This window comes from Paenibacillus contaminans (assembly GCF_003285015.1).
Classification (GTDB): Bacteria; Bacillota; Bacilli; order Paenibacillales; family NBRC-103111; genus Paenibacillus_V; species Paenibacillus_V contaminans.
Genome location: NZ_QMFB01000004.1, coordinates 421,197 through 443,950, shown reverse-complemented (window position 1 = coordinate 443,950; position 22,754 = coordinate 421,197). Strand labels below are relative to the sequence as shown.

General features: G+C 51.3%; 21 protein-coding genes and 1 tRNA gene. 15 read left to right on the top strand and 7 right to left on the bottom strand.

Annotated elements, in window-relative coordinates:
- Window positions 1-96 precede the first annotated feature (96 nt).
- Together DQG23_RS10570 and DQG23_RS10565 are read right to left on the bottom strand one after the other, a co-directional pair.
- Entirely contained in the window at window positions 97-1,827 is a 1,731-nt protein-coding gene (locus DQG23_RS10570) for an ABC transporter ATP-binding protein (protein ID WP_113030780.1), read from the bottom strand.
- Window positions 1,827-3,626, bottom strand: coding sequence for an ABC transporter ATP-binding protein (locus DQG23_RS10565; protein ID WP_158560392.1), 1,800 nt, complete (start codon window positions 3,624-3,626; stop codon window positions 1,827-1,829). The genes DQG23_RS10570 and DQG23_RS10565 overlap by 1 nt, the downstream gene beginning before the upstream one ends.
- 241 nt (window positions 3,627-3,867) lie before the next feature.
- Here DQG23_RS10565 and DQG23_RS10560 point away from each other — a divergent pair, with 241 nt between their 5' ends.
- From DQG23_RS10560 to DQG23_RS10540, 5 genes are all read left to right on the top strand, one after another.
- Window positions 3,868-5,937, top strand: coding sequence for a bifunctional aldolase/short-chain dehydrogenase (locus DQG23_RS10560; RefSeq protein WP_113030778.1), 2,070 nt, complete (start codon window positions 3,868-3,870; stop codon window positions 5,935-5,937).
- A gap of 13 nt (window positions 5,938-5,950) precedes the next feature.
- On the top strand, window positions 5,951-6,340 hold the full coding sequence (locus tag DQG23_RS10555) for a sensory rhodopsin transducer (protein ID WP_113030777.1): 390 nt from the start codon (window positions 5,951-5,953) through the stop codon (window positions 6,338-6,340).
- Between the two features lie 8 nt (window positions 6,341-6,348).
- The gene (gene rhaI, locus DQG23_RS10550; protein ID WP_113030776.1) at window positions 6,349-7,569 is read left to right on the top strand and encodes an L-rhamnose isomerase; all 1,221 of its coding nucleotides are present in this window, start codon (window positions 6,349-6,351) and stop codon (window positions 7,567-7,569) included.
- A complete protein-coding gene (locus tag DQG23_RS10545) occupies window positions 7,566-9,119 on the top strand; it encodes a rhamnulokinase (RefSeq protein ID WP_238177831.1) in 1,554 nt (517 codons plus the stop codon). The genes rhaI and DQG23_RS10545 overlap by 4 nt, the downstream gene beginning before the upstream one ends.
- Before the next feature lie 94 nt (window positions 9,120-9,213).
- Window positions 9,214-9,972, top strand: a complete 759-nt coding sequence (locus DQG23_RS10540) for a DeoR/GlpR family DNA-binding transcription regulator (RefSeq protein WP_113030774.1) — start codon at window positions 9,214-9,216, stop codon at window positions 9,970-9,972.
- Between the two features lie 420 nt (window positions 9,973-10,392).
- Here DQG23_RS10540 and DQG23_RS10535 read toward each other — a convergent pair whose 3' ends face one another.
- The gene (locus tag DQG23_RS10535) at window positions 10,393-11,106 is read right to left on the bottom strand and encodes a DUF4309 domain-containing protein (protein WP_113030773.1); all 714 of its coding nucleotides are present in this window, start codon (window positions 11,104-11,106) and stop codon (window positions 10,393-10,395) included.
- 437 nt (window positions 11,107-11,543) lie between these two features.
- Between DQG23_RS10535 and DQG23_RS10530 the strand changes: the two genes are divergently transcribed.
- Window positions 11,544-12,113 carry a xanthine phosphoribosyltransferase gene (locus tag DQG23_RS10530; RefSeq protein WP_113030772.1) on the top strand — a complete coding sequence of 190 codons (570 nt, stop codon included), beginning with the start codon at window positions 11,544-11,546 and terminating at the stop codon, window positions 12,111-12,113.
- Between the two features lie 140 nt (window positions 12,114-12,253).
- A complete protein-coding gene (locus DQG23_RS10525) occupies window positions 12,254-12,580 on the top strand; it encodes a hypothetical protein (RefSeq protein ID WP_113030771.1) in 327 nt (108 codons plus the stop codon).
- 145 nt (window positions 12,581-12,725) lie between these two features.
- Here the strand turns inward: DQG23_RS10525 and DQG23_RS10520 are convergent, their stop codons facing one another.
- Window positions 12,726-13,043: a hypothetical protein gene (locus DQG23_RS10520; RefSeq protein ID WP_113030770.1), complete on the bottom strand. Its 318-nt coding sequence runs from the start codon at window positions 13,041-13,043 to the stop codon at window positions 12,726-12,728.
- 194 nt (window positions 13,044-13,237) lie between these two features.
- Between DQG23_RS10520 and DQG23_RS10515 the strand changes: the two genes are divergently transcribed.
- Window positions 13,238-14,410 (top strand): trans-sulfuration enzyme family protein, encoded by a 1,173-nt coding sequence (locus DQG23_RS10515; protein ID WP_238177830.1) that lies wholly within the window; start codon window positions 13,238-13,240, stop codon window positions 14,408-14,410.
- Between the two features lie 175 nt (window positions 14,411-14,585).
- Here the strand turns inward: DQG23_RS10515 and DQG23_RS10510 are convergent, their stop codons facing one another.
- Entirely contained in the window at window positions 14,586-15,266 is a 681-nt protein-coding gene (locus DQG23_RS10510) for a FadR/GntR family transcriptional regulator (protein WP_113030768.1), read from the bottom strand.
- A 155-nt stretch (window positions 15,267-15,421) separates the two neighbouring features.
- Between DQG23_RS10510 and DQG23_RS10505 the strand changes: the two genes are divergently transcribed.
- The 3 genes from DQG23_RS10505 to DQG23_RS10495 all read left to right on the top strand — a co-directional run bounded on the left by DQG23_RS10505 (window position 15,422) and on the right by DQG23_RS10495 (window position 16,566).
- Window positions 15,422-15,622, top strand: coding sequence for a hypothetical protein (locus DQG23_RS10505; RefSeq protein WP_113030767.1), 201 nt, complete (start codon window positions 15,422-15,424; stop codon window positions 15,620-15,622).
- Window positions 15,619-16,377 carry an adenosylcobinamide amidohydrolase gene (locus DQG23_RS10500; protein ID WP_113030766.1) on the top strand — a complete coding sequence of 253 codons (759 nt, stop codon included), beginning with the start codon at window positions 15,619-15,621 and terminating at the stop codon, window positions 16,375-16,377. The genes DQG23_RS10505 and DQG23_RS10500 overlap by 4 nt, the downstream gene beginning before the upstream one ends.
- Window positions 16,378-16,479: 102 nt before the next feature.
- A tRNA-Leu gene (locus DQG23_RS10495) sits at window positions 16,480-16,566 on the top strand.
- A gap of 113 nt (window positions 16,567-16,679) precedes the next feature.
- Here DQG23_RS10495 and DQG23_RS10490 read toward each other — a convergent pair.
- The gene (locus tag DQG23_RS10490; protein WP_113030765.1) at window positions 16,680-17,090 is read right to left on the bottom strand and encodes a helix-turn-helix domain-containing protein; all 411 of its coding nucleotides are present in this window, start codon (window positions 17,088-17,090) and stop codon (window positions 16,680-16,682) included.
- A gap of 48 nt (window positions 17,091-17,138) precedes the next feature.
- Window positions 17,139-18,023 (bottom strand): AraC family transcriptional regulator, encoded by an 885-nt coding sequence (locus tag DQG23_RS10485; RefSeq protein WP_158560391.1) that lies wholly within the window; start codon window positions 18,021-18,023, stop codon window positions 17,139-17,141.
- A gap of 253 nt (window positions 18,024-18,276) precedes the next feature.
- Here DQG23_RS10485 and DQG23_RS10480 point away from each other — a divergent pair, with 253 nt between their 5' ends.
- The 4 genes from DQG23_RS10480 to DQG23_RS10465 all read left to right on the top strand — a co-directional run bounded on the left by DQG23_RS10480 (window position 18,277) and on the right by DQG23_RS10465 (window position 22,645).
- Window positions 18,277-19,038, top strand: a complete 762-nt coding sequence (locus DQG23_RS10480; RefSeq protein ID WP_113030763.1) for an SDR family NAD(P)-dependent oxidoreductase — start codon at window positions 18,277-18,279, stop codon at window positions 19,036-19,038.
- A 43-nt stretch (window positions 19,039-19,081) separates the two neighbouring features.
- Complete coding sequence (locus DQG23_RS10475) at window positions 19,082-20,755, top strand: extracellular solute-binding protein (protein WP_158560390.1); 1,674 nt, start codon at window positions 19,082-19,084, stop codon at window positions 20,753-20,755.
- Between the two features lie 86 nt (window positions 20,756-20,841).
- Complete coding sequence (locus tag DQG23_RS10470; RefSeq protein ID WP_238177829.1) at window positions 20,842-21,741, top strand: ABC transporter permease; 900 nt, start codon at window positions 20,842-20,844, stop codon at window positions 21,739-21,741.
- Window positions 21,742-21,751: 10 nt separating this feature from the next.
- Window positions 21,752-22,645: a carbohydrate ABC transporter permease gene (locus DQG23_RS10465; protein ID WP_113030760.1), complete on the top strand. Its 894-nt coding sequence runs from the start codon at window positions 21,752-21,754 to the stop codon at window positions 22,643-22,645.
- Window positions 22,646-22,754 lie beyond the last annotated feature (109 nt).

The window sequence follows — 22,754 nt, the reverse complement described above, 5'->3', positions numbered from 1 at the left end:
GGATTCGGTTGTTCTAGCCTTATTAACGTGCAAGTATTGGCAATTGTTGCGGCCGGTCCACAAAATATTTTTCATGTTTTATTTATTATGAACGGCTCACCCTGCGACTGGGCTTTCCGACTCTTCATTCTGCTTCTGTACCAGGCTGCGGTAAACGGATCCGTTTGACAAAAGCTGGATGTGCGTGCCATGTTCCTTCACGACCCCTTTATCCATAACCGCAATAAGATCGGCGTTACGAATTGTAGAGAGGCGATGGGCGATAACGATCGTAATCCGTCCAGATCGGAGCTTATCCAGGTTTTCTTGAACGAGCCTTTCCGTCTCCAAGTCCAATGACGAGGTCGCTTCATCCAGTATTAGCACATCGGTGTCTCTTAAAACGGCCCTGGCGAGTGCAAGCCTTTGTCTCTGTCCTCCTGACAGCGTGATGCCGCGTTCGCCGATTACCGTATCATAGCCTTCCGGGAGCCCGGCGATAAAATCGTGAATAAGCGCTGCCCGGCATGCTTCAACAATTGTTGATTCGGGCACGTTTTCGCGTCCGAGCAGCAAATTCATGCGAATCGTATCCGGAAATAAATACGGTTCCTGAAACACGATCGTCACGCGCTCCATCCAAGCCGACCTTCGAATGTCCGTTAGCGCGACGTCATTGATCAGAATTTGGCCAAACGACGGCTCGAAAAAGCGGACCAGCAAGCTGGCGACCGTCGATTTCCCGCCGCCGCTCGAGCCTACGAAGGCTGTCTTTTGCCCCGCTTCTATAGTCAAATCGAGACGCTTCAAAACAGGCTGCTCGCCATATTGGAAAGACAACTTCTCCAGCCGGATCGAGCGAATCGGCTCGCGAAGGTCAACCGTTCCGTCCGGAGTTTTGTCTCCTTCGAATACGGCGCGAACCCGTTCGACCGAAGCCATTTTGCCTGAAAGCCCCATAGCAAAATCATAAATCGCGTTTAGCGACTCCATCATCCGGTTTGTGAGCTGGTATGTAATGACGAACATGCCGATTGACAGCTTCCCATCGAGTACGAGCATGCCGCCATACGCCAACACGAATAAGACGGCTCCCCATTTCAACGGATCGCTGAGCAGCATCTGCTTGTTGATCAGCTTGCCTTCCTTCATAACGCTGGAAAAATACGATTGGAACTTGCTTTTATACTCGTTAGTCTCCCAATCCTGGCGGTGAAAAGCGACGACCTCCCTTGTCGAGGACACGCCTTCCTCAAGATGGACGAGCAGCTCCGATTTGCGGCGGTTCACTTCTCCGGCAGCCCGTTTGCGGGCCGGGGCGAACGTTTTGCCCAGAACAACGTAAAGCAAGACGAAAACGCTCATGACACCGAGCATGATCGGGCTCGCCGACCCCATGACCGCGACGATGGCTGCGGCTGCGGCCAACTGTTGCATGAGCCGCGGTATCTCATTTGCGCCTAAACCGGCGCAGGTTTGCAGGTCGTTCGTGAATAAATAGACATAACTTGCCGTTCGTTCCTTTTGCAGGATCCCGATCGGAATACTGTGCATATGCCGCATGAGTTCTCCGCACATGGAAGTACGGACTTTGGCGTTAGTCAGGTGGATGGCATGAGGCCCGAACGTGAACAGCAGCGAATAGGCGAAATAGGCGGCGGATATTTGGAGCAGCAGCGGCCAAAACCTGCCGGATTGTCCGCCGAGCAGCACGTCGTCCGTCATTTTCTGCACTAGCGCGATGGAGGCTAGGTTGGACAACGATTCCATCGCCATGAGCAGCGTGGCGGCGAGCAGCAGTACTTTAGCATGCCGCATATGAGACCATAACCATTTCACATTAGCCATCAGACGGACTCCTTTGCTTGTTCTTGTCCACGAATCAGTTGAGAGAAAACGCCGCCTGCATGCGACAGTTCGTCATACGTGCCGAGTTCCGCGATGCGACCGTTCTCGATAACGGCAATTTTATCGAAGTCCTTGACCGTAGACAGCCGATGAGCCACGGCGATGACCGTGCGGCCGGGAAGCAGCGTGTCGAACGCTTTCTGCACTTCGGCTTCGCTGGCATTGTCAAGCGCTGAAGTCGCCTCGTCCAGCAAAACGACCGCCGGATTGCGTATAAACATACGGGCGATGGCAATCCGCTGTTTTTGGCCGCCGGAAAGCTTGACGCCCCTCTCGCCAACAACGGTATCGTACCCGTCAGGCAGCTGCATGATGAAATCATGGGCATACGCCATGCGCGCAGCGGCTCGTACTTGCTCGTCCGAAGCTTCCGGATTGCCGAAGCGGATGTTACCCAGAATAGTCGTGCCGAACATGTACGTCTCCTGAAACACGTAGCCCAGCGATTGCCTTAAAGAAGCGAAGGAAAGCTTCTCGACAGGAATGCCGTCAAGCAGTATTCGTCCCTCCTGAGGATCGTAAAATCTCCCGATGAGCTTTAAGGCCGTCGACTTCCCGTTCCCGCTAGTTCCGACAAGCGCGACTCGTTCGCCTGCGCGAATCGTCAAATCGAATTCTTTAAGCACAGGCTTGGCTTGTCCATAAGAAAAGCTTACGTTCTCGAATCGAATGTCGCCGCGAACTTGGGGCAGCGGGAGCGGCTGCGCGGCTTCATCTACTTGAGGAGCGGTCTGCACGAATCGGTACAGCCGTTCCGCTTGATACATCTGCACCTTTTGCTCCGTAATGTTCGTAACGACCGCGGTAAGCCGGTGCATCGCCGTAAAGTAATATAGTAGAAACGCGACGAACGCCCCGACGGACAACCGGTCATGCTGCAGCAGGTAATACCCGTATATGAAAATTGCGATCGCGCCGAGCTGATAGGTCAATCTTCTGTTCGTTCCCCTCCAAAAGGCGAACCAATACGTTCGGATCATACTCGCATTGTATATCCGTACTTTGTCCAGATAAAGGGCGGTATCCCATGCCTCCGCCGCGGAAGCGCGAAGCTCGGCGAGCGCCGATACGCTCTCGTAGCTCTTCCGGTTTTCCTCCACGCGGTTTTGCGACATGATTTTACCGGCAACGGATGCCTTGCGTTCCAAAGTCGGTCCGAATAGGTAATAAATCAGGAAGCAGGGCAGGACGACGACGGATAGCTGTGGGCTTGTGATAACCATGACAGTGACGGCGATAACGGAGAACATGATTTCGTGGATCATCCATGGAAAGCTTTGCCGGTATAGGTTTTGCAGAGCGCCGACTTCCGTATTGAGAAACGAAAGCGTTTGACCGACGGGATTTTGCTCGTAGTAAGCAAAGCCAAGCTTTCTCAAATGCCGGAAAATCGAGAGCTGCAAATCGCGGCCCGCTTTCTCTTGGAGATGGCGCTGCAGCAAGTTGTACAGCATGTGCATGACTAGAATAACGGCAACCATGCCGGCCAGCGCGGCAATTGACAGGTAGAAAGTTTGGAAATCCCGTTCCGGCAGCAAGGTATCGATAAAATATTGAATGAATTTGGGAATGACGAGCTCGGAAATTGAAAGTACGATCATGACGGCGATGAAAAGAAGAAGAAGTCCGATGTAAGGCTTGAGGAAAGATAGCGACCAGACGTAAACCGGCCAAAGCTTGACCCCGCCTTGTTCCGTTCGCCGGCGCCGGCTGCGTTTCGTTAGGAGATCGGTTAGCAACGGTACACCTGCCTGCATTCAAATTTATGGAAGCGTAGACAAATATCTTATGGAATTCGCCCTTTGCTGTCAATAAGGGAAGGCCGGATAGTTCGGTTTTAATGAAAAAGTCCGAAAAAGATGAAATTTACGAAGAAAAACAAACATAAAAATAAATATTCAAAAAAATACAAAGCTGTGTTAAGATAAAAACAGAAACGTTCAATCAAATACAGACGAAAAACAACATGGAGGGGAAATGATGGCATCGTTTTTATGGGATAACGGAAAAGCGGCTGCATTAACCAAAGGGCTAGACGAGCTGGTTTACCGCTCGAATCTGATCGGAACGGACCGTTCCGTCTGCAATTGGGGCGGCGGAAACACGTCGATGAAGACGGTCGAGAAGGATTTTCGCGGGCGCGATGTCGAAGTGATGTATGTCAAAGGAAGCGGCTCGGACTTGGGGACGATGAAAGCGAAAAATTTCACCGGCCTGCGCATGGACGATATTCGTCCATTGTTCGAACGCGATGCGATGAGCGATGAGGAAATGGTTGCCTATCTGGCGAACTGCATGATCGACGGCAAGCATCCGCGGGCCTCGATCGAGACGCTGCTGCACGCTTTCCTGCCGTTCAGCCACGTCGACCATACGCATCCGGACGCCATTATCAGCCTGTGCTGCGCGGATAACGGCAAGCAGCTGGCGAAGGAAATTTACGGCGACCGGTTCGTTTGGGTGCCTTATGTAAGACCGGGCTTCACACTGTCCAAAATGATCGCGGAAGGCGTTCGCAGCAACCCTAATGCGGAGCTTGTCCTGATGGAGAAGCACGGGCTTGTCACCTGGGGCGAAACGTCCGAGGCATGCTACCGCAAAACGCTCGATATCATCGGCGAGGCTGAAGCGTTCATCGAGGCTCGCGTGAACGAGAGCCAGCTTTATGGAGGCGCATCGTCCGAGCCGCTGACTCCGGAAGAACGGCGCAGCGCCGTAGCCCGCATCATGCCGGCCGTTCGCGGTGCGGTAGGCACGGAGAAAAGAATGATTTTGACGTTCGACGACGAAGCGGACGTGCTGCAATTCGTAAACGGACGGGATTCGTACGCGCTTTCGCAAGTGGGCGCCGCTTGTCCGGACCATCTTGTGCACACCAAAATGAAGCCGCTGTTCGTCAACTGGAACCCGGCGGGCCAAGATATCGACGCCCTGCAGCAAGCGGTTGTCGAAGGCATCGAAGCCTACAAGTCGGAATACCGCGCTTATTTCGAGCGCAACCGCAATGAAGGCGATTTAATGTTCGAAGCGGCTCCGCGCGTCATTCTGATCCCGGGCATCGGGATGATCAACACCGGCAAAAGCCATGCGATGTCCAAGGTGAGCGGCGCTTTATATCACCGTGCGATCGCCGTCATGCGGGGGGCGACCGCACTCGGCGCGTTCGTTTCGCTGAGCGAGAACGAATCGTACAACGTCGAGTATTGGCCGCTTGAGCTTTATAAGCTGACGCTGGCGCCTGCAGAAGCGGAGTTCTCCCGCCAAGTGGCGTTCGTAACCGGCGGAGCGGGCGGAATCGGCAGCGTCACATGTCGTCAATTTGCCAAGGACGGCGCACATGTCGTCATCGCCGACCTGAATCTCGAGGGCGCGCAGAAGGTCGCCGCCGAAATTAACGAGACTTACGGCGAAGGCCGCGCGATCGCGGTCAAAATGGACGTCACGAAGGAAGAAGACGTCGAAGCGGCATTCGCGGAAGCTTCCCTTGCTTACGGCGGCGTCGACATCCTCGTCAACAACGCCGGTCTCGCAACATCGAGCCCGTTCGACGAAACGTCGCTGAAGGAATGGAACCTGAACATGAACGTGCTCGGCACCGGCTACTTCCTTGTAGCGCGCGAGGCGTTTAAGCTGATGAAGAAGCAGCGGACCGGCGGCGGCATGGTATTTATCGGCTCCAAAAACTCCGTTTACGCAGGCAAGAACGCCACTGCTTACAGCACGGCCAAAGCTGCGGAAGCGCATCTTGCCCGCTGCATCGCGGCAGAGGGAGGCGAATACGGCATCCGCGTCAATACGGTGCTGCCCGACGCCATTTTGCAAGGATCGGCGATCTGGAATTCGAACTGGCGCAACGAACGCGCTGCAGCCTACGGCATCGAGCCCGACCAGCTTGAAGAATATTACCGGAAGCGGACGACCCTGCTCGTCAACATTTATCCGCAGGATATCGCCGATGCGATCATTTATTTCTCTTCCTCGAAGGCGTCCAAAACGACAGGCTGCATGCTGACCGTAGACGGCGGCGTACCGGCTGCTTTTACAAGATAGGAGGCGAACCGAAATGGCAAACGCTCCAAAAGGCCATACGACTTGGTATTTTCCCGATGGCTATATTCCGCCGCTCAGTACGGGGGATCTCGAGAGCCATGAATCGATATGCGTGCTGAATACGGGTGACGAAGATGCGCACCTGCGGATAACGATCTATTTTGAAGACCGTCCGCCGCTCGAAAATATCGAAGCCGTCATTCCGGGACGCCGGACGATTCATGTGCGCACAAGCTCGCTTCGAAGCGGCGAGGAGAAGATTCCGCTTGGCGTTCCTTACGCCATTGAAGTCGAAAGCGACATTCCGGTTATCGTGCAGTACAGCAGACTCGATACGACACAACCCGCCAACGCGTTAATGACGACGCTCGGCTATCCCATAACGAATATCTCGAAAGGATGATGAGTACGATGCAAGATCGCGCATACGCCTTATTCGAAGAGCAGCAAAAAGCAAGAGGGATCGATGTGGAAGCCGTAAAAGCGAAGCTGAAAGCGCTGAAAGTGGAGACGCCGTCCTGGGGCTACGCGGACCAAGGCACACGGTTCAAGACGTTCCAGAAGGTAGGCGTTCCGCGCAATACGTTCGAGAAAATGGAAGACGCGGCGCAGGTTCATAAATATACCGGCATTTGTCCGGCCGTCGCCATTCATATTCCGTGGGATAAAGTCGACGACTACTCCGTGCTGAAGCGGCATGTAAGCGACCTTGGCATTACGATCGGCGCGATCAACCCGAACTTGTTCCAGGACGACGACTACATGCTCGGCAGCGTGACGAATTCGAATGCGGCGGTCCGCCGCAAGGCGACCGATCATCTGCTCGAATGCGTAGAAATCGCGAGAACGGTCGGCTCGAAGGATATCAGCATGTGGTTTGCAGACGGAACGAATTATCCGGGCCAAGCGGATATCCGCAAAAGAGTTCATTGGATGCACGAGTCGCTGAAAGAAATGTACGGCGCATTGGATTCGGATATGCGGATGCTGATCGAGTACAAGTTTTTCGAGCCGGCATTCTACCATACCGATCTGGCCGATTGGGGCATGGCGTTTAATATGGCGAATAAGCTCGGACCGCAGGCGCAGGTGCTCGTCGACACGGGCCATCACGCGCAAGGGACGAACATCGAGCATATCGTCGCTTATTTGATCGGCGAGTACAAGCTCGGAGGCTTCCATTTCAACAGCCGCAAATATGCGGATGACGATCTGATCGTCGGCTCGGTCAACCCGTACGAGCTGTTCCTTATCTTCTATCAAATTCTGGATGCGATTGCGGACAGCGATGCGAAGGTTCGCCAAACGGCGGAAGGCATCGCCTACATGATCGACCAAAGCCATAATATCGAGGAAAAAATTCCGGCGATGCTGCGTTCCGTTATGAACGTGCAGACGCAATATGCCAAAGCGCTTCTCATCAATCTCGATGAAGTGAAAGACGCACAGGAGCGGCAGGACGTCCTTGGCGCGGAAGAAGCGGTTCGCAGCGCGCATGAGATGGATGTAACGCCTCTGCTTTATGCCGTACGCGAAGAGATGGGCGTACCGGTCGAGCCGCTGAAAGCGTACCGCGCCAGCGGTTACGGCGAGAAAATCGCAGCCCGCGGCAAAGGCGGTGCGAGCTGGTGAGCCGGACTACGACTGTACTCGCGTTCGATTTGGGCGCAGGGAGCGGACGTGCTGTCATCGGCCGGCTGACGAAAGGAAACGAAACAGGGGCCGAGCGGCCCCTGATTTCCGTCAGCGAGGTGCACCGGTTCCCGAACGATCCGGTGCAGGCCGGCGGGCGGCTGCACTGGGATATCCTGCGTCTGCTGCACGAAATCAAGCAAGGAATCCGTAAAGCTCAGCTCCAGTACGGCACCGGCAGTCCTATCGCCGAAGAGGTGACCGTCAGTCTGCAAGCGGATTCAACAAGCATAGCGAGCATCGGCATCGATTCGTGGGCGGTCGATTTCGGCCTACTCGACAAAAACGGCGAGCTGCTCGGCAATCCGTACCATTACCGCGACCGCCATACCGACGGCATGATCGAAGAGCTGGGCGAGCTGCTCGGCAGGGAGCGGATTTTCGCGGAATCGGGCATTCAGTTTTTGCCGTTTAATACGATTTATCAGCTGTATGCGCTCAAGAAAGCGGACTCGCCGCTGCTTAAGCAAGCGGAGACGCTGCTCATGATACCGGATTTGCTTATTTATTTTCTTACAGGCGAGAAAGTGTGCGAGTTTACGAACGCTTCGACGACGCAGCTTCTTCATCCGGTTCGCAAGGAGTGGAATGCTCAAACGCTTAAGGAGCTCGGAGTGCCTGCCGAACTGATGCTGCCTCCGGTACAGCCGGGCACCGTCGTCGGCAAGCTTTCTCCGGAAGTTACGGATGAGCTGGACGTTCCGGAGATTCCGGTAATTGCAGTAGGCGAGCATGATACCGCATCGGCGGTAGCGGCGGTTCCGGCAGGCGGCGAGCCGTTCGCTTATTTGATATGCGGCACATGGTCGCTGCTCGGAACGGAAGTGAGCGAGCCGGTGCTCGGTCCTCAGGCGCTGGAATGGAATTTCACGAATGAAGGCGGCGTAGGCGGCACATACAGGCTGCTGCGCAATATTATGGGGCTGTGGCTGCTGCAGGAAAGCAAGCGTCACTGGGACAACAGCGGGTCGAGCCGCTCCTTCGAGGAGCTCGTGCGGCTGGCGGAACAGGCGGAGCCTTTCCGCTGCCTGATCAACCCGGATGACGACATGTTCCTGCCGCCCGGCGATATACCTGAGCGCATTCAAGCGTTCTGCCGGCAGACGGGCCAATATGTCCCGCAAACCGAAGGGGAAATCGTACGCTGCATTATGGAAAGTCTGGCCTTGACTTACAGACGCGTTCTTGAGCGTACGGAAAGCTTGGCAGGCGCTTCCTACTCGGGATTGCACATGGTCGGCGGCGGCATCAATAACAAGATGCTTTGCCAGTTTACATCGAACGCAATCGGCAGGCCGGTTTGGGCAGGTCCCGTCGAGGCCAGCGCGATCGGCAACGTTTTGGTGCAGCTTATGGCGCTCGGCGAAATCGCAAACCTGCAGGAGGGCCGTGCGATCGTCCGAAATTCGTTCCCGATTGAGGAGTATGAGCCGAAACAATCCGAAGAATGGCGGCAGGCTTATGTTTCGTTCCTAAAGCTGGTACAATAGAACGGATAAGGACAAGATCGGGATCACGGTCTGGCCTGCGCGTACGTTACGTTCCGCAGGAGAATTCCTTCTTAGAAGAAAAGGAGGGCGGCGTATGCTTGCAGCGGAACGACTGCTTAAAATCGTCGAAATGGTAAACGAACGGGGGAGCATCCGCGTTTCGGAGCTTAGCGATCTTCTGGGCGTGACGGAGGAGACGATCCGCCGCGACCTCGACAAGCTCGAAGGGGAAGGGAAGCTGCTGCGCAGCCACGGCGGGGCCGTCAGCGTTCGCGACACGCAGGCGGAAATGCCTTATACCGTGCGCGAAGTGATGAACATGGAAGAGAAGTCGCGCATCGCGGCGGAAGCCATCAAGCATATCGAAGCGGGGGAACGGATCATTCTGGATGCGAGCACAACCGCTTGGTATATGGCCCGTCTGCTGCCCGACATGCCGCTTACCGTCTTAACGAATTCGCTCAAGGTTGCACTGGAGCTAAGCGCGAAGGAGAACATCCAGGTCATCTCGACGGGGGGACGGCTTACGCATCGTTCGTTATCCTACATCGGACCGCTCGCGGAGCGCTCGCTCGAGCATTATTATGTCGACAAGCTGTTTTTCTCGTGCAAAGGGGTTCATGTGCATCGGGGAATCAGCGAGACGAACGAAGCTCAAGCGCAGATCAAGCAAAAAATGATCGCTATCGCAGAAAACGCTTATTTGCTTGCGGACTATAGCAAATTCGGCGTTCAAGCGTTCACGCACGTATCCGGCTGGGACAATGTGAAACATCTGATTACCGATTCAAGAGCGGACGGCGATGATTTGCTTGCCTTGAAGGAAGCGGGCATTGACGTTATTCGCGCGTAGCGGGAAGCGAATGCGGATCGGCATCTAGTCAAAAAGACGGAGGGGCAAAGGTTCCTCCGTTTTTTTTTTGAACCTCCCGGAATTGATATCGATCACTCCCATACCTTCACTTAATTGATATTCCCCTTACGTATAACCGTTCCACTAGCAGCGTTCGAATAGCATTTGGCGTTTCTCGATCCCATCCGATTACGATGGAACCGTGCCTGATGAATTGCTCGTGGGACCAACCGTGTGGGGGTTCGACTCCACCAGTAAGGTGTATATCGATCATATCTCTTTGCATAAGATGACGGATTAAGTCAAAGCCATTCCTAGCTGACCGGGGTTGTCCCTGAACAGGGATCAATGAAAGAGTGAAAACGTAAAAAACGCCTCCAAACCACTAAGCACGTGGGATGGAGGCGTTTTTAGATCCTGTTACGAATCCGCTCTTGCAAACAGCTTGATGGAACGAATGACCGTCGTTTTCGGATCGATATCGAGCTTCAGGACGGTTGTTTTCGACTTGTAGGTCAGCACATAATTCGTCTGCGTATCGGGCTTGCCTAACGCCTCGATCGCTTGCGAAGATTTCTGTCCGATTCGCAATCCGTTTAAGCCCGGATTCACGTCGGAGCCGGATACGTCGACGAATTGCAGGCGGTTGCCGTTATCGAAGCCGACGGAAAAATCATCATAATCGAATACGGTGAGAGGTTCCGTCTCGTCGTCCATTTTGAACTGGTCGGAAGGCTTGCCGTAAGCTGCGGTTACTTTATCCTTAGACATTTGGAGCGACAATCCCATCAAGGTCGGGTTTTGAGCGCTGTAGGGATTCGCTTCTGCCTGTTCCTGCTTGGCATTCGCTGAGCTTTCAGGCTTCGGACTGGCGCTTGCATTCGCAGCGACGGTCGTTCCATTGTCAAGCGACTGGGCGGTTTTGGGCTGCGTCACAACGGCCTGCTCTTGCCCGGCTCCCGAATCGGAAGGCTGCGGCTCGACAGTATGATTCCCGTCCGTGTGAACGCCCTGCGGGGTGTTATCGGCAGTTGGAGCGGCTGCCTGCGGGCTGCCTTGTTGACAAGCTGTGAGCATAAGCGCAAGCACAACTAGCACGGAGGCGGGAGCGCAGCTGCTTTTCCTGTACGACATGATTCATCTTTCCTTTCGGTTTACTCCGGCCTTGCAGAAACGCGCTTCCAACATGCGTCTGAAGGCGGTACCGTTCAAGGTAATCGAAACAGTAATGGATTCAGTAATGGATTCAGTAATGGATTCAGTAATGGATTCTATACTATTATAGACGTATTTTAGGGGCAAAAAGTTTCACTTTTATGAATAATTTACATAACTGCGCAAGGTTGATCGTTATGCCGTCCTAACGCTTACGGAGAATGCGGCTTCGAAAGACAAGCTTAGAGCAGGCACGATTACAGGGAAATCGAACAATCAGGGAGAATATTATTTCCAAGTTTATAAAAAATACTAACATACAGGTCAAAAGTGAGCATTACCCACTTGAAAAGAGCTTTATCTGTATGATAAGGTGAAAAACAAAATCGAAAAGAACAAATACAGGGGGATCGCATATGGAGATTTTGAAACAGCGCATCTTGGAGGAAGGGGTCGTTCACACGCATGACGTGCTGAAGCTGGACGCCATCCTGAATCATCAGGTAGATCCTCAATTGATTATGGAGATGGGCAAGCAATTCGCCCGTTTATTCCGCGAACAGAACGTGACAAAGGTGCTGACGATCGAATCGTCCGGCATTTCGGTAGCATTCGCGACCGCGCTGGAGCTTGGGGTACCGATGGTGTTCGCACGGCGCAAGAAGACGCTGACGACGGACGCCGAGACGTTCTGCGAGCGCGTACCGTCATTTACGAAAGGCATCGTGACGGATATTATGGTGTCCAAAAAATATTTGACGGCTAACGACCGCGTGCTGTTGATCGATGATATTATTGCGAACGGCGATGCGGCAAGAGGCATTATCCGGATTATCGAGCAGGCGGGGGCGCATTTAGTCGGCATGGGCGTCGTCGTGGAGAAAACGTTCCAGGCGGGAGCCAGAACGATCCGGGAGCAGGGGATCCGCGTGGAGTCGCTGGCCAAAATCGCCGCTCTCCAAAACGGCAGCATTATTTTCGAGTAAAACGAGGCCTTTTCCGAGGCTCCGCCGGCTGAAATTCGGACAAGCAATATGGCAATGCCAGCGAAACCCTTCTTCCCTACGACTCCGTTTTCCATTATAATGGACGTAAAAGCGTTGGATTCAAGAGAGGAGGCAGGGCCATGGGGAACGAAACCATGTCGGTGGATTTTTTGAAGACGAAATTGGCTGAAGCGAAAGTTCATTTCGAGCGTGCCCTCGATTGCAAGCATACCGAATTTGATGACTTGTATCCTTACATGATAGAGCATCCGCAATTTTTCTGGTACAAAAGGTATGTCGCTTGGTCCGAACTCTTGACAATCGTCAAGCTTTGTACGGAATTGAGCGTAACGTGGGATGAACAGTTCTCCCAGCAGCAGAAGGAATATATCGAGAAGCGCGTGATGTCGAGCAAGGTGCTGGACTGCTGGTTCGAAACGAACGACTCGAAGGAGCATGTCGGCTAATTCAAGACAGAAGCGATGCCACGCCAAATCGACCTAATTGTCAAATGACGATTAGGTCTTTTGTTGTTCGGCTCTATCGGAGCAGGCGTAGTGTAAACGGCGGCATCAAACTGCCGGTTACCGTCCTTTTGCGCTGTTCGCGGATTCATTCCGCCGATGAAAGGACATGCATCGACTCGATATGCTCGCGTGTACGCTGCGAGCCTAATGCGTGAAGCATTTGGTATATTTCTCGCAGCTTGTAATCGTACAGATCGTTCTCCTTGTCGAACGAATATTCCACGTAAGGCGTTATGGCCCGCCTTGCTGTGCTTAGCTCGGCTTCTGCAGTATCCTCGAACAGCTCCTGCAGTTTATTCAGCTCGTCGTCTGTAGCTTCAATTTCAAATTCGAACGATGTCACCGTCGGATCCTGTACAATTTCACCTGAACCGACTGTGACGTAGTATGTTTTTTTGTTCATGGCTCGATCGCTCCTTTTCCATTCCGATCTTAGGATGCCCGGCAACGCTTATTTTATGAAGAGGTTTGCAGAAAATGGGCTTTAAAACGCTGAAAAACAGGATTGACAGTCCTTTCAATCGTATACTACTATAAAGCTGTATGATAGGTTGATGGGTATTGCCGTTTTATTACTTACAAGAGAGGTTGGTCACATTGAACGAACATGAAAAAGCATCGCGAAGCACGGAAACAATCGTCGTGCACGACGCTCAGGACGATCGTCATTACGGAGCGGTAGCTATGCCGATTTATCAGAACAGCGTGTTTACGTTTCCGACGCAACAAAGCTTCGAGGAGGCGATGTTGGACAACCGGGATCATTTTATGTACACCCGCGGGAACAATCCGTCCGTGCGCCAGCTCGAGGAAAGACTTGCGCGTCTGGAGGGCGGCGAGCAAGCGCGCTGCTTCGCTTCAGGCATGGCTGCGATCTCGACGGCCGTTATCTCGCTCGTTCGGTCAGGTGATCATATTATTTGCGTAGATCAAGCGTACGGACCTGCCAAAGATTTGATGACATCGATTTTGACGCGCTTCGGCGTAGAAACGACATATGTGAACGGCGCTTCGTTCGAGCGGATCGCTGAGGCAGTGAAGCCGAATACGAAGCTGTTATATTTGGAGAGCCCGACCAGCATGCGCTTCGAGCTGCAGGATTTGCCGCGCTGCGCGGAGCTGGCGAAACAAATCGGCGCTTACACGGTCATCGACAACACTTGGGCAAGTCCGATCTATCAAAATCCGCTGCAGCTGGGCATCGATCTTGTCGTTCATTCCGTAACGAAATACATTGGCGGGCATAGCGATTTGGTTGGCGGAGTCATCATCGGTTCGAAACAGCTGCTTCATAAAATAAACGGCTGCGAATTGGTGCTGCTAGGCGGCATTATGCAGCCGTCAACGGCTGCGCAGGTGATGCGTGGCTTGCGGACGCTGCCGCTTCGCATGGAGAAGCTTCAACAGAACGGGCTCGCGGTGGCGCGATTTTTGGAAACGGAGGCTTCGGTAGCCAAAGTGAATCATCCCGGACTGCCTTCGCATCCGCAGCATGAGCTTTTTAACCGGCAAATGAAAGGCGGCGGCAGCTTATTTTCGGTCGAGCTCGCCGTAACGGTCGATCAAGCAAGAACTTGGGCCGACAGTCTCGAATATTTCCGCAAAGGCTTCAGCTGGGGCGGCTATGAAAGCTTGCTTTATATGCCGATCCAATCGCCGGACACGGAAGCCGGCGAGAACGTGCTCATTCGCCTGTATATCGGGCTCGAAGACCCGGAGGATATTATTCGCAACATGCGCGATGCATTTGCCCGAATCGCAAAAAAATAACGGACCGCTGAAGGTCCGTTCGACAATGACGGCCCGTTAGGGCCGTTATTTTACTATCTGCATTTGTATGTTTCACAATTACTTAAGCCTGATATTTCACCGGGTAAACGCGCCGGTTCCTAGCTTATGCTTACAAAGTCGCTTTCTTTGAATGCGTCTAGGACGGCAAAGCCGTTTATCCTTGTTCGCGGCGTATCGCCTGCTCGATGGCATCCATGAGATTATCGAATTCCTCGCGCGCTTTCGCTTTATCGCCGGCGGCAATGGCTTCGGCAAGCGTGCGGTGGAACGGAAACGAATCGGCGAACAGCTGGCTGTTGCCGAGCGGAGCGTAGCTCCAGAACTTACGGAACATTTCCCATACCGATTCGACGATGCTTTGCAAAATCGGATTGTCCGCGGCGCGGTAGATCGTCTGGTGAAAAGCCATATCGGCAAGCGTGCTCTGCGGAAGCTCGTGACGCTCCAGCTCATCGCAAATGCGCAATAATTCCGCCGCATGCTCCGCCGTAGCGCGTTCGGCCGCCAGCTCCACGGCAAGCCCCTCCAATGCCCGGCGCACTTCGCAGGTTTGGAGAAGCGCCGTTTTTTCGTCTTCGATGTCGATCTTGGAGGAGAAATGATAAGCACGGGCATCATGAACGTAGACGCCTTTTCCGTTATAAATTTTAATGATGTCCATCGCATCCAGCGAACGTAGCGCCTCGCGCAGCGAAGTACGGCTTACGCCGAGCATCTCGGAAATTTGATCGAGTGGCGGAAGCTTGTCTCCCTTTTGCAAATCGTTGTCCAAAATATATCGTTTGATTTCTTCGGCAGCCATTTCGTGCATTTGCATTTTTTGAATTTTACGCATCGGTCGATTTCCCGCTTTCTAAACGCATACTCATTACGGAACCGCTCATTTCGTTAGTTCGATCATAGGGTGGCGGCCAAAAGTTGTCAAGTCGAGACAAGGCTGTGGTATAATCGGTTTGCACTGGAGAAAAAACGTATTCGGGAGGCGATCCTATGATAACCGACGAGGAACTGGACAAGTTTCGTCTGGAGAACACGAAAGTACGCATCATCCGGGATGCCGACGAGGCGAACGATGTCAAAGGCTTTGTGGTAGCTTGGGACGAACGGTCGGTGTTGATCCGCAAGCAGAATCGGCGCGTCCTGAAGCTTGATCGGGCATATACATATAAACCGCTGGGAGAGCCAAGATGAAGAGGGATCGGACGATAAAGAGCGCATCTGGCGAAACGGCTGCGCTGCCCGAAGGACTTTCCTGGGCGATAGAGGAAAAAGGGGACGAACGATGGTTGTCCATCGGCTCGGATTTTCCGTTATATGCTTTAAACTCATCAATCTGGGGCGGGGGCTTCGGCGAACGTACGCAAATCATCAACCGTCAGGTTCCCAAAACGTATTCTTCCGACGATCCGTCCTCTGAAATGCAGGCTTTTCTTCAAGGCATTCAAGTCGACGCCTCGCGAACGGCGGGGTTGCTAACATCGGCTAACGTATGCGATCTCGGCTGCGCCACGATGCGAATGTCGGGAAGGAACGAGCAGCCTTTGCAGGTGTCGGCTTGGGTGACCGCGGGGCTCAGCAATAAGGCGAGAGCCGGATTGGAACGGCCGGAGGAAGAACTGTATCCCGGAACGATCAATATCATTGTCGTGATCGATGCGATAATGACGGAAGCGGCTATGGTTAACGCGGTCATAACGGCAACCGAAGCGAAGGCGGCTGCTTTGTTGGATCTTGACATTCGGCTGCAGGACTCGAACCTGCCTGCCACCGGAACGACGACGGATGCGATTGTCATTGCCGCGACGCAGCGCGGGGAAACCTATATGTACGCAGGTACGGCCACCAAGCTCGGAAGCATGATCGGCAAAACCGTTTATGACGCCGCAGTGAAGTCGACCGAACGGTACTTGGCATATATGGCTGCACGAAACGCGGGCAAAGGTTGAAATTTTTATTATATAAATGTTTGACATGGCTTTATAAACATGTTATATTACTATTCGTCCCCTTAAAAGGGCCGCAACAAGCGGCTAGGACAAACAGCATATGCGGTCGTGGCGGAATTGGCAGACGCGCTAGATTCAGGTTCTAGTGGGGTAACAGCCGTGGAGGTTCGAGTCCTCTCGACCGCACCATCCTAACAATGAATAAGCTCTTGAATTTGCCCTTGTGGCGGTTCAGGAGCTTTTTACATTAATCTGGATTTGCAACATTTTGCTCATGACCTGCGCCGACGAAATCTTATGCTTCACAAAGCATCGAATAAAATATGCTGTCGATCCGAAGCCGCACTGCTCGGCGATTGGCTTACAGGCTCTTCCGTATGGATGAGCCTTCTTCGCGCTTGTTCGATCCGAAAGAAGGTCAAATATTCGAGCGGCGTGCAACCATAGACAGTTTTCATGCAACGCGCGATGTAATTGGGATGATAGTGAACCGCTTCGGAGAGTGCGGCGTAAGAGATCGGCTCTGCATATCGACTGCGGAGATAGGTGACTGCTTTCTCGGCGATGTGAAAGTGATGGCTGCCGGCGTCTGCGCGCGGCTCGTCCTTCATGAGGTGGTCCAAAATCTGTTGGAATAATGTCTGTTGCTTGAATCGGTCAGTTGCGAACGGCTTCACGCTCAGCGCATTGGGTCGCGTCCACTGATTGGCCAATTGCTCGGGATTGGCTCATATTTTAGGGAAAATAGCGGGCGGGTACGTCTACAGATGTGCTTTTATCGTATTCGCATACTCGGTCGGAGCCATGCCGGTCTCTTTCTTAAAATGGCGCGAAAAATGATGCACACTGCTAAATCCAAGCAGCTCTGCGATTTCTGACATGTTGTAGGCTTCTTCCCGGATATAAATTTTGGCCTGTCCAAGCTTTAATTCGTTTGCATAACTGATGATTCCTGTACCGGTTGCTTTTTTGAATAAAAGGTTGAGCTGCGTTCGGCCCATATTGAATACGGCAGATAAATGATCAAGTGTTAATCTTTGGTCCAGATTGTTTTTTAAGTAAGCAATGATTTTATCGGATAGATCAGCTGCCTGATTTTCTCTTGTCGAAGACAAAGGTCTGTTTGGATTCAGCGGTTGTCCGTTGCGGATAAAGCGGATTAGCAGCATTTCCAAATACATTTTGAACATTTGTTCGCAGGCAAACGGTGAGTTCTCTAGAAACGAAAGCGTTCGGGGAGAACTGTCAATCGGGTTGGGACCAAAGGCATTGAGGCCTTCTTTCATTAGCTGGACAAGGAGAAAACGCTCCTCATTATTGAGATGAAACCGTTTGTTTTTTGTGAAAAAAAGCATGGAAGACGAGTGGCATACGAACGATACGATAAATACATTAGGGGCAATTTTTCCGTTGCTTCCAATCTTGTGGAAGTCATTAGGTTCATGAAACAGCAAATCACCCTGATTAAGTTTATAGCAGCCAGAATCGGTTTCAGCTTCTACCTCGCCCTTGTCAATATAAATAATCTCCCAGAAATCGTGTCTCTCTCCAGAATACTGATAGGTTTTGGAAAGTTCGAAGTAATAACAGGTAACAAGACTGCTGATCGTAATATGTTCTTTGAGCTGGTAATGCTCATACAACATTGTCTTCATTCCTTCCCATAAGGGAATGTAATCGCCTTCATTTAACTAATAGTATAAATATTCCGTTCTATAATGCAATAGGAGATGTACAATCATCGGTTGAGATGCTAAATATAAAATTCGGAAACCTTGTAAAATAAAAATTGTCATATGGATATGAAGCATGTGGATGTCCGAAGCAGAAGGCCGATATTTTTAGGACAGCATTTCAGCTACAAGGCAGCGGCAAGCATGCCGAAAGGAGGAGATAGACATTCAAATCGATTTGTCAGGCAAAACGGCGCTAGTAACTGGAGCCACTGGTCAATTGGGAAGGGTACTAGGAAGATCGCTGGCAAGGTGTGGTGCGGAACTGGTGATTCATTACAATCACAATGAAGCAAGGGCTCTGGAATTAAAAGAAGAAGCCGAAGCGGCAGGAGGAAGGGCATTACTGGCACAAGCGGATGTAACCGATTACAAATCTGTAATCAAGATGCGGGACCATATTTTGGCTGCGTACAGGAAGGTAGATATCGTCGTGGCTAATGCGGTTATTCAATATGAATGGACCCATATACTGGAACAAGCGCCGGAGGATTATATCAGTCAATTTGAATCATGCGTCATGCAAAATGTTTATTTGGCCAAAGCGTTCGTACCACAAATGATAGAACGCAAATACGGCCGAATCATCGGGATCAATACGGAATGCTCGATGTTAAACCTCCCTCAGCAATCTGCTTATGTAGCGGGGAAGCGCGGGATGGATGGCTTATATCGCGTGCTTGCCAGAGAGATTGGCGAGCATCAAATTACGGTTAATCAAGTGGCTCCCGGCTGGACGATTAGCGACAAAGACCGAGAAAATGGAACAGAGCGTATACCATCCTATGAAAAGGACGTGCCGCTAAAGAGAAGAGGGGAAGATCAAGATATTGCCAATGCGGTTACATTCCTTGCTTCTGATCAGGCCGCATTTATTACAGGCGCGTACATTCCCGTCTGCGGCGGCCACGTTATGCCATCCATTTAACTGCAGCGTTTCAAATCCACACCATATTAAGGGGGATACAAGCATGAGGCGTAAAAACAGATGGGCAGCAGCTTGTCTATTCATCACCGCAGTTGCAGGATTGAGCGCTTGCAGCATCAGCAGCGGTACAAATAATGAGGGATCAAAACCAGCAGCCAACCAGCCTGCAAAGGCAGGTGCAGAAAAAGAAAACAACGAAACGGTCGTCATTACGATGGTTCGCGAAAATTATGGTGATGTCAAGTTTATTCCAGGCGAGTCATTGGATTCCAATGCCGTGACTGCAGCCTATGAGAAGGATTTAGGGATAAAGATTAAAAACTTATGGATAGCGGACAGCTCACAATACCAGCAAAAGCTTCAAATGAGCATTTCCTCAAACGATATTCCTGATTTAATGTTTGTAAGCCAGCCGCAGCTGCAGCAGCTTCTTGAAGCCAGTATGATCATGGATTTAACCGATATCTATGAACAGACGGCTACTGCTGAGACGAAGGCCTATTTGACTGCCGATGGCGGGAATCAAATGAACTCAGCCATTCGCCAAGGGAAGCTGATGGCGATCCCTTCGACGAATAGTCCTTATAATGCCGCATCCCATGTATGGATAAGAAGGGATTGGCTGAAGCAGCTAAGCTTGCCTGAACCGAAGACGATGCAGGATGTGCTGCAAATATCCCAGGCATTCACAAAACAAGATCCGGGCGGAACAGGTAAGTCACACGGGTTTGCACTCACGAAAGATTTGCTGTCTGACGGTGCTTTCATGATCACGGGTTTCTTCAACGGCTATCACGCCTATCCGGGGCAATGGATCAAGGATACGTCCGGGCGGCTCGTATTCGGGAGTATACAGCCGGAGATGAAGCTTGCTTTGAAACAACTGCAGGATATGTATAAGAACGGTGAAATCGATCCGGAATTCGCTGTTAAAGACGTCGTTAAGGAAAATGAACTGGTTGCCTCGAACAAAATTGGCGTCATTTACGGTCCTTTCTGGCTTAGCGCGTATCCGTTAATGGACAATGCGGTCAAGGACGGGGTATTGGTGCAGGATTGGTGGCCGTACCCAATCGTATCCCATGATGCCGAGCCGGCCAAGACGCAGGTTGAGCTGGGTGTTGACGGTTATTGGGTCGTTTCGAAAAATACAAAAAATCCGGAAGCCGTTATCAAGCTGCTTAACAAGTGGATTCAGGCTTATGAAAATCCCGGGGAATCGGATAAAGTCTATTTGCTCCATAACGACGAGGCGAAAAACTATTATAAGCTGAACCCGATTCGTGTATTTTCCCAGAAGCATAATGTAACTTTAGGAGAAGTCATCCCCGCTGCATTAGAAGCGAAAGATCCATCCTCGCTTAAAGGAGTGGAAGCACCTAACCGTTATGACAAAGTAATGAAATATTTGAATGGCGACGTTTCTCAATGGGCGGAATGGCCGATCTCCGGATCAGGAGGAGCATTCTCCATTATGTATCAATATTTACAGCAGGATCGTTATCATATGAATGCTTTTTACGGAGCTCCTGGCCCGGTTATGACAGAAAAGAAAGCGGTTCTTGACACGAAGCTGCATGAAACATTTATTAAAATCATTATGAACCAGCTTCCGATTGACCAGTTCGACGTACTTGTTGAACAGTGGAAAAAACTCGGCGGAGACGCCATGACAGCCGAAGTCAATAAATGGTATGCCGAAACTGCGCAAAGATAACGATGCTTGAAGGAAGGGACTCAGCAACGCCTGTACCTATGCTGCGCTGCATTCCCTTCCGAAATCTATTCGAAAGGACGTTTACTGTGATCTTCAAAAGATTTTCAAAAGAATGGTCGCTGCATCTATTGCTGGTCCCAGGTGTCCTGTTCGCCATTGTTTTCAGTTACATCCCGATGACCGGCATTCTGATTGCCTTTGAACGGTTTATTCCAACGCGGGGGATATTCGGTTCACCATGGGTGGGATGGGACAATTTCAGATTCATGTTTGCCAACCCTGACATTAAACGGATCTTGATGAACACGGTGTACATTGCCTCGATGAAAATAGTCGGCGGACTATTGGTACCCATCACAATCGCGATTCTTCTCAATGAAGTTCGCAAAGAAGTGTTTAAACGGACAGTGCAGACGCTCGTATATTTGCCTCATTTTTTATCATGGGTGCTTCTAGGCGGGATATTAATTGATTTGCTGTCACCTTCAACAGGAATGGTGAATCAATTGATCGCATGGCTGGGGTTCGAACCAATTTTTTTCCTTGGCAGCAACACATGGTTTCCGATTACCATCGTGATTTCGGACATCTGGAAGGAATTCGGCTTTAGTACAATCGTATACTTGGCAGCGCTTACAGGGATTAACCCATCACTATATGAAGCGGCTGTGATGGACGGGGCGAACCGCTGGAAGCAGACCTGGCATATTACCCTGCCCGGTATGATGCCGATCATCGTGCTCATGATGACACTGAGTATCGGCAATATATTAAACGCTGGCTTTGAGCAAATTTTTAATTTGTACAGCGCGCCGGTCTACGAGAGCGGGGATATTATCGATACCTTCGTCTATCGCATGGGGTTTGAGCAAGTTCAATATGGTTTGGCCACTGCCGTAGGTTTGTTGAAGTCGGTCATTTCCTTTATTCTTATTTCTTTGTCTTATATGATGGCTTACCGTTTTGCGGGATATCGCATTTTTTGAGGAAGGAGAAATGACATTGACATCACACCAGTCTCGCATAAGCGGAACAATTTTTACAGTCTTCAACTATACGTTTCTTACTTGTCTTTCTCTGCTTTGCATTCTTCCCTTGATTCATATTCTGGCTCTGTCATTCAGTTCCGGTGCAGCTGCTGCGGCAGGGGAAGTCAGTCTGTGGCCGGTAGATTTTAATACGGCTGCTTATGAAAATATTATGAGCAAAAAAGAATATTTGCTGGCGTTCTGGATTTCTGTCAAACGGCTTTTTCTCGGCACATTGATTAGTCTTGTGCTTACAATTACAACCGCTTATCCGCTATCGAAAGAGGCTAGCGCTTTTCAATGGCGAACAGGATATACCTGGTTTTTTGTATTCACCATTCTGTTTGGCGGCGGCCTGATTCCCTGGTATATGACAATCAAGGCCATCGGCTTGATGGATACCATTTGGGCGCTTGTACTTCCGTCTGCACTTTCAGTGTTTAATATTATTTTGCTCCTCAATTTTTATCGGGGTTTGCCCAAGGAGCTTGACGAATCGGCACGTATGGACGGTGCCGGCCATTTGCGCGCTTTGTGGAGCATTTATGCACCTTTGTCAAAACCGGCCCTTGCAACTGTCGGCTTGTTCACGATGGTCGCGCACTGGAACAGCTGGTTTGACGGGCTTGTACTGATGAATCGGCCGGAACATTACCCGCTGCAAACCTTTTTGCAAACGATCATCATTATGAAAGACATGCGGTACATTAGCTCGGAAGATGTGGAATTGCTCCGGTTGATATCTGACCGCACAAGCACAGCAGCCCAAATCTTTGTGGCGTCATTCCCTATCTTGCTCGTCTATCCGTTCTTGCAGCGCTTTTTTATTAAAGGGATTGTACTCGGAAGCGTAAAGGAGTAGGGCAGAGCATCTTTTGCTCCCAAATGCGTCACTATCTATTAGGAGATGAAGTCTCATGAGCCTCAAATCAAAGCATGCGCTGCAAATTGTTGCAGGCGGCCAACCGGCA

Excerpts from the sequence above, each read along its gene's own strand:
- DQG23_RS10570 (WP_113030780.1), bottom strand. The coding sequence starts at position 1,827 with ATGGCTAATGTGAAATGGTTATGGTCTCATATGCGGCATGCTAAAGTA.
- DQG23_RS10560 (WP_113030778.1), top strand. The coding sequence starts at position 3,868 with ATGGCATCGTTTTTATGGGATAACGGAAAAGCGGCTGCATTAACCAAA.
- DQG23_RS10555 (WP_113030777.1), top strand. The coding sequence starts at position 5,951 with ATGGCAAACGCTCCAAAAGGCCATACGACTTGGTATTTTCCCGATGGC.
- rhaI (WP_113030776.1), top strand. The coding sequence starts at position 6,349 with ATGCAAGATCGCGCATACGCCTTATTCGAAGAGCAGCAAAAAGCAAGA.
- DQG23_RS10540 (WP_113030774.1), top strand. The coding sequence starts at position 9,214 with ATGCTTGCAGCGGAACGACTGCTTAAAATCGTCGAAATGGTAAACGAA.
- DQG23_RS10535 (WP_113030773.1), bottom strand. The coding sequence starts at position 11,106 with ATGTCGTACAGGAAAAGCAGCTGCGCTCCCGCCTCCGTGCTAGTTGTG.
- DQG23_RS10530 (WP_113030772.1), top strand. The coding sequence starts at position 11,544 with ATGGAGATTTTGAAACAGCGCATCTTGGAGGAAGGGGTCGTTCACACG.
- DQG23_RS10525 (WP_113030771.1), top strand. The coding sequence starts at position 12,254 with ATGGGGAACGAAACCATGTCGGTGGATTTTTTGAAGACGAAATTGGCT.
- DQG23_RS10520 (WP_113030770.1), bottom strand. The coding sequence starts at position 13,043 with ATGAACAAAAAAACATACTACGTCACAGTCGGTTCAGGTGAAATTGTA.
- DQG23_RS10510 (WP_113030768.1), bottom strand. The coding sequence starts at position 15,266 with ATGCGTAAAATTCAAAAAATGCAAATGCACGAAATGGCTGCCGAAGAA.
- DQG23_RS10505 (WP_113030767.1), top strand. The coding sequence starts at position 15,422 with ATGATAACCGACGAGGAACTGGACAAGTTTCGTCTGGAGAACACGAAA.
- DQG23_RS10500 (WP_113030766.1), top strand. The coding sequence starts at position 15,619 with ATGAAGAGGGATCGGACGATAAAGAGCGCATCTGGCGAAACGGCTGCG.
- DQG23_RS10485 (WP_158560391.1), bottom strand. The coding sequence starts at position 18,023 with ATGTTGTATGAGCATTACCAGCTCAAAGAACATATTACGATCAGCAGT.
- DQG23_RS10475 (WP_158560390.1), top strand. The coding sequence starts at position 19,082 with ATGAGGCGTAAAAACAGATGGGCAGCAGCTTGTCTATTCATCACCGCA.
- DQG23_RS10465 (WP_113030760.1), top strand. The coding sequence starts at position 21,752 with ATGACATTGACATCACACCAGTCTCGCATAAGCGGAACAATTTTTACA.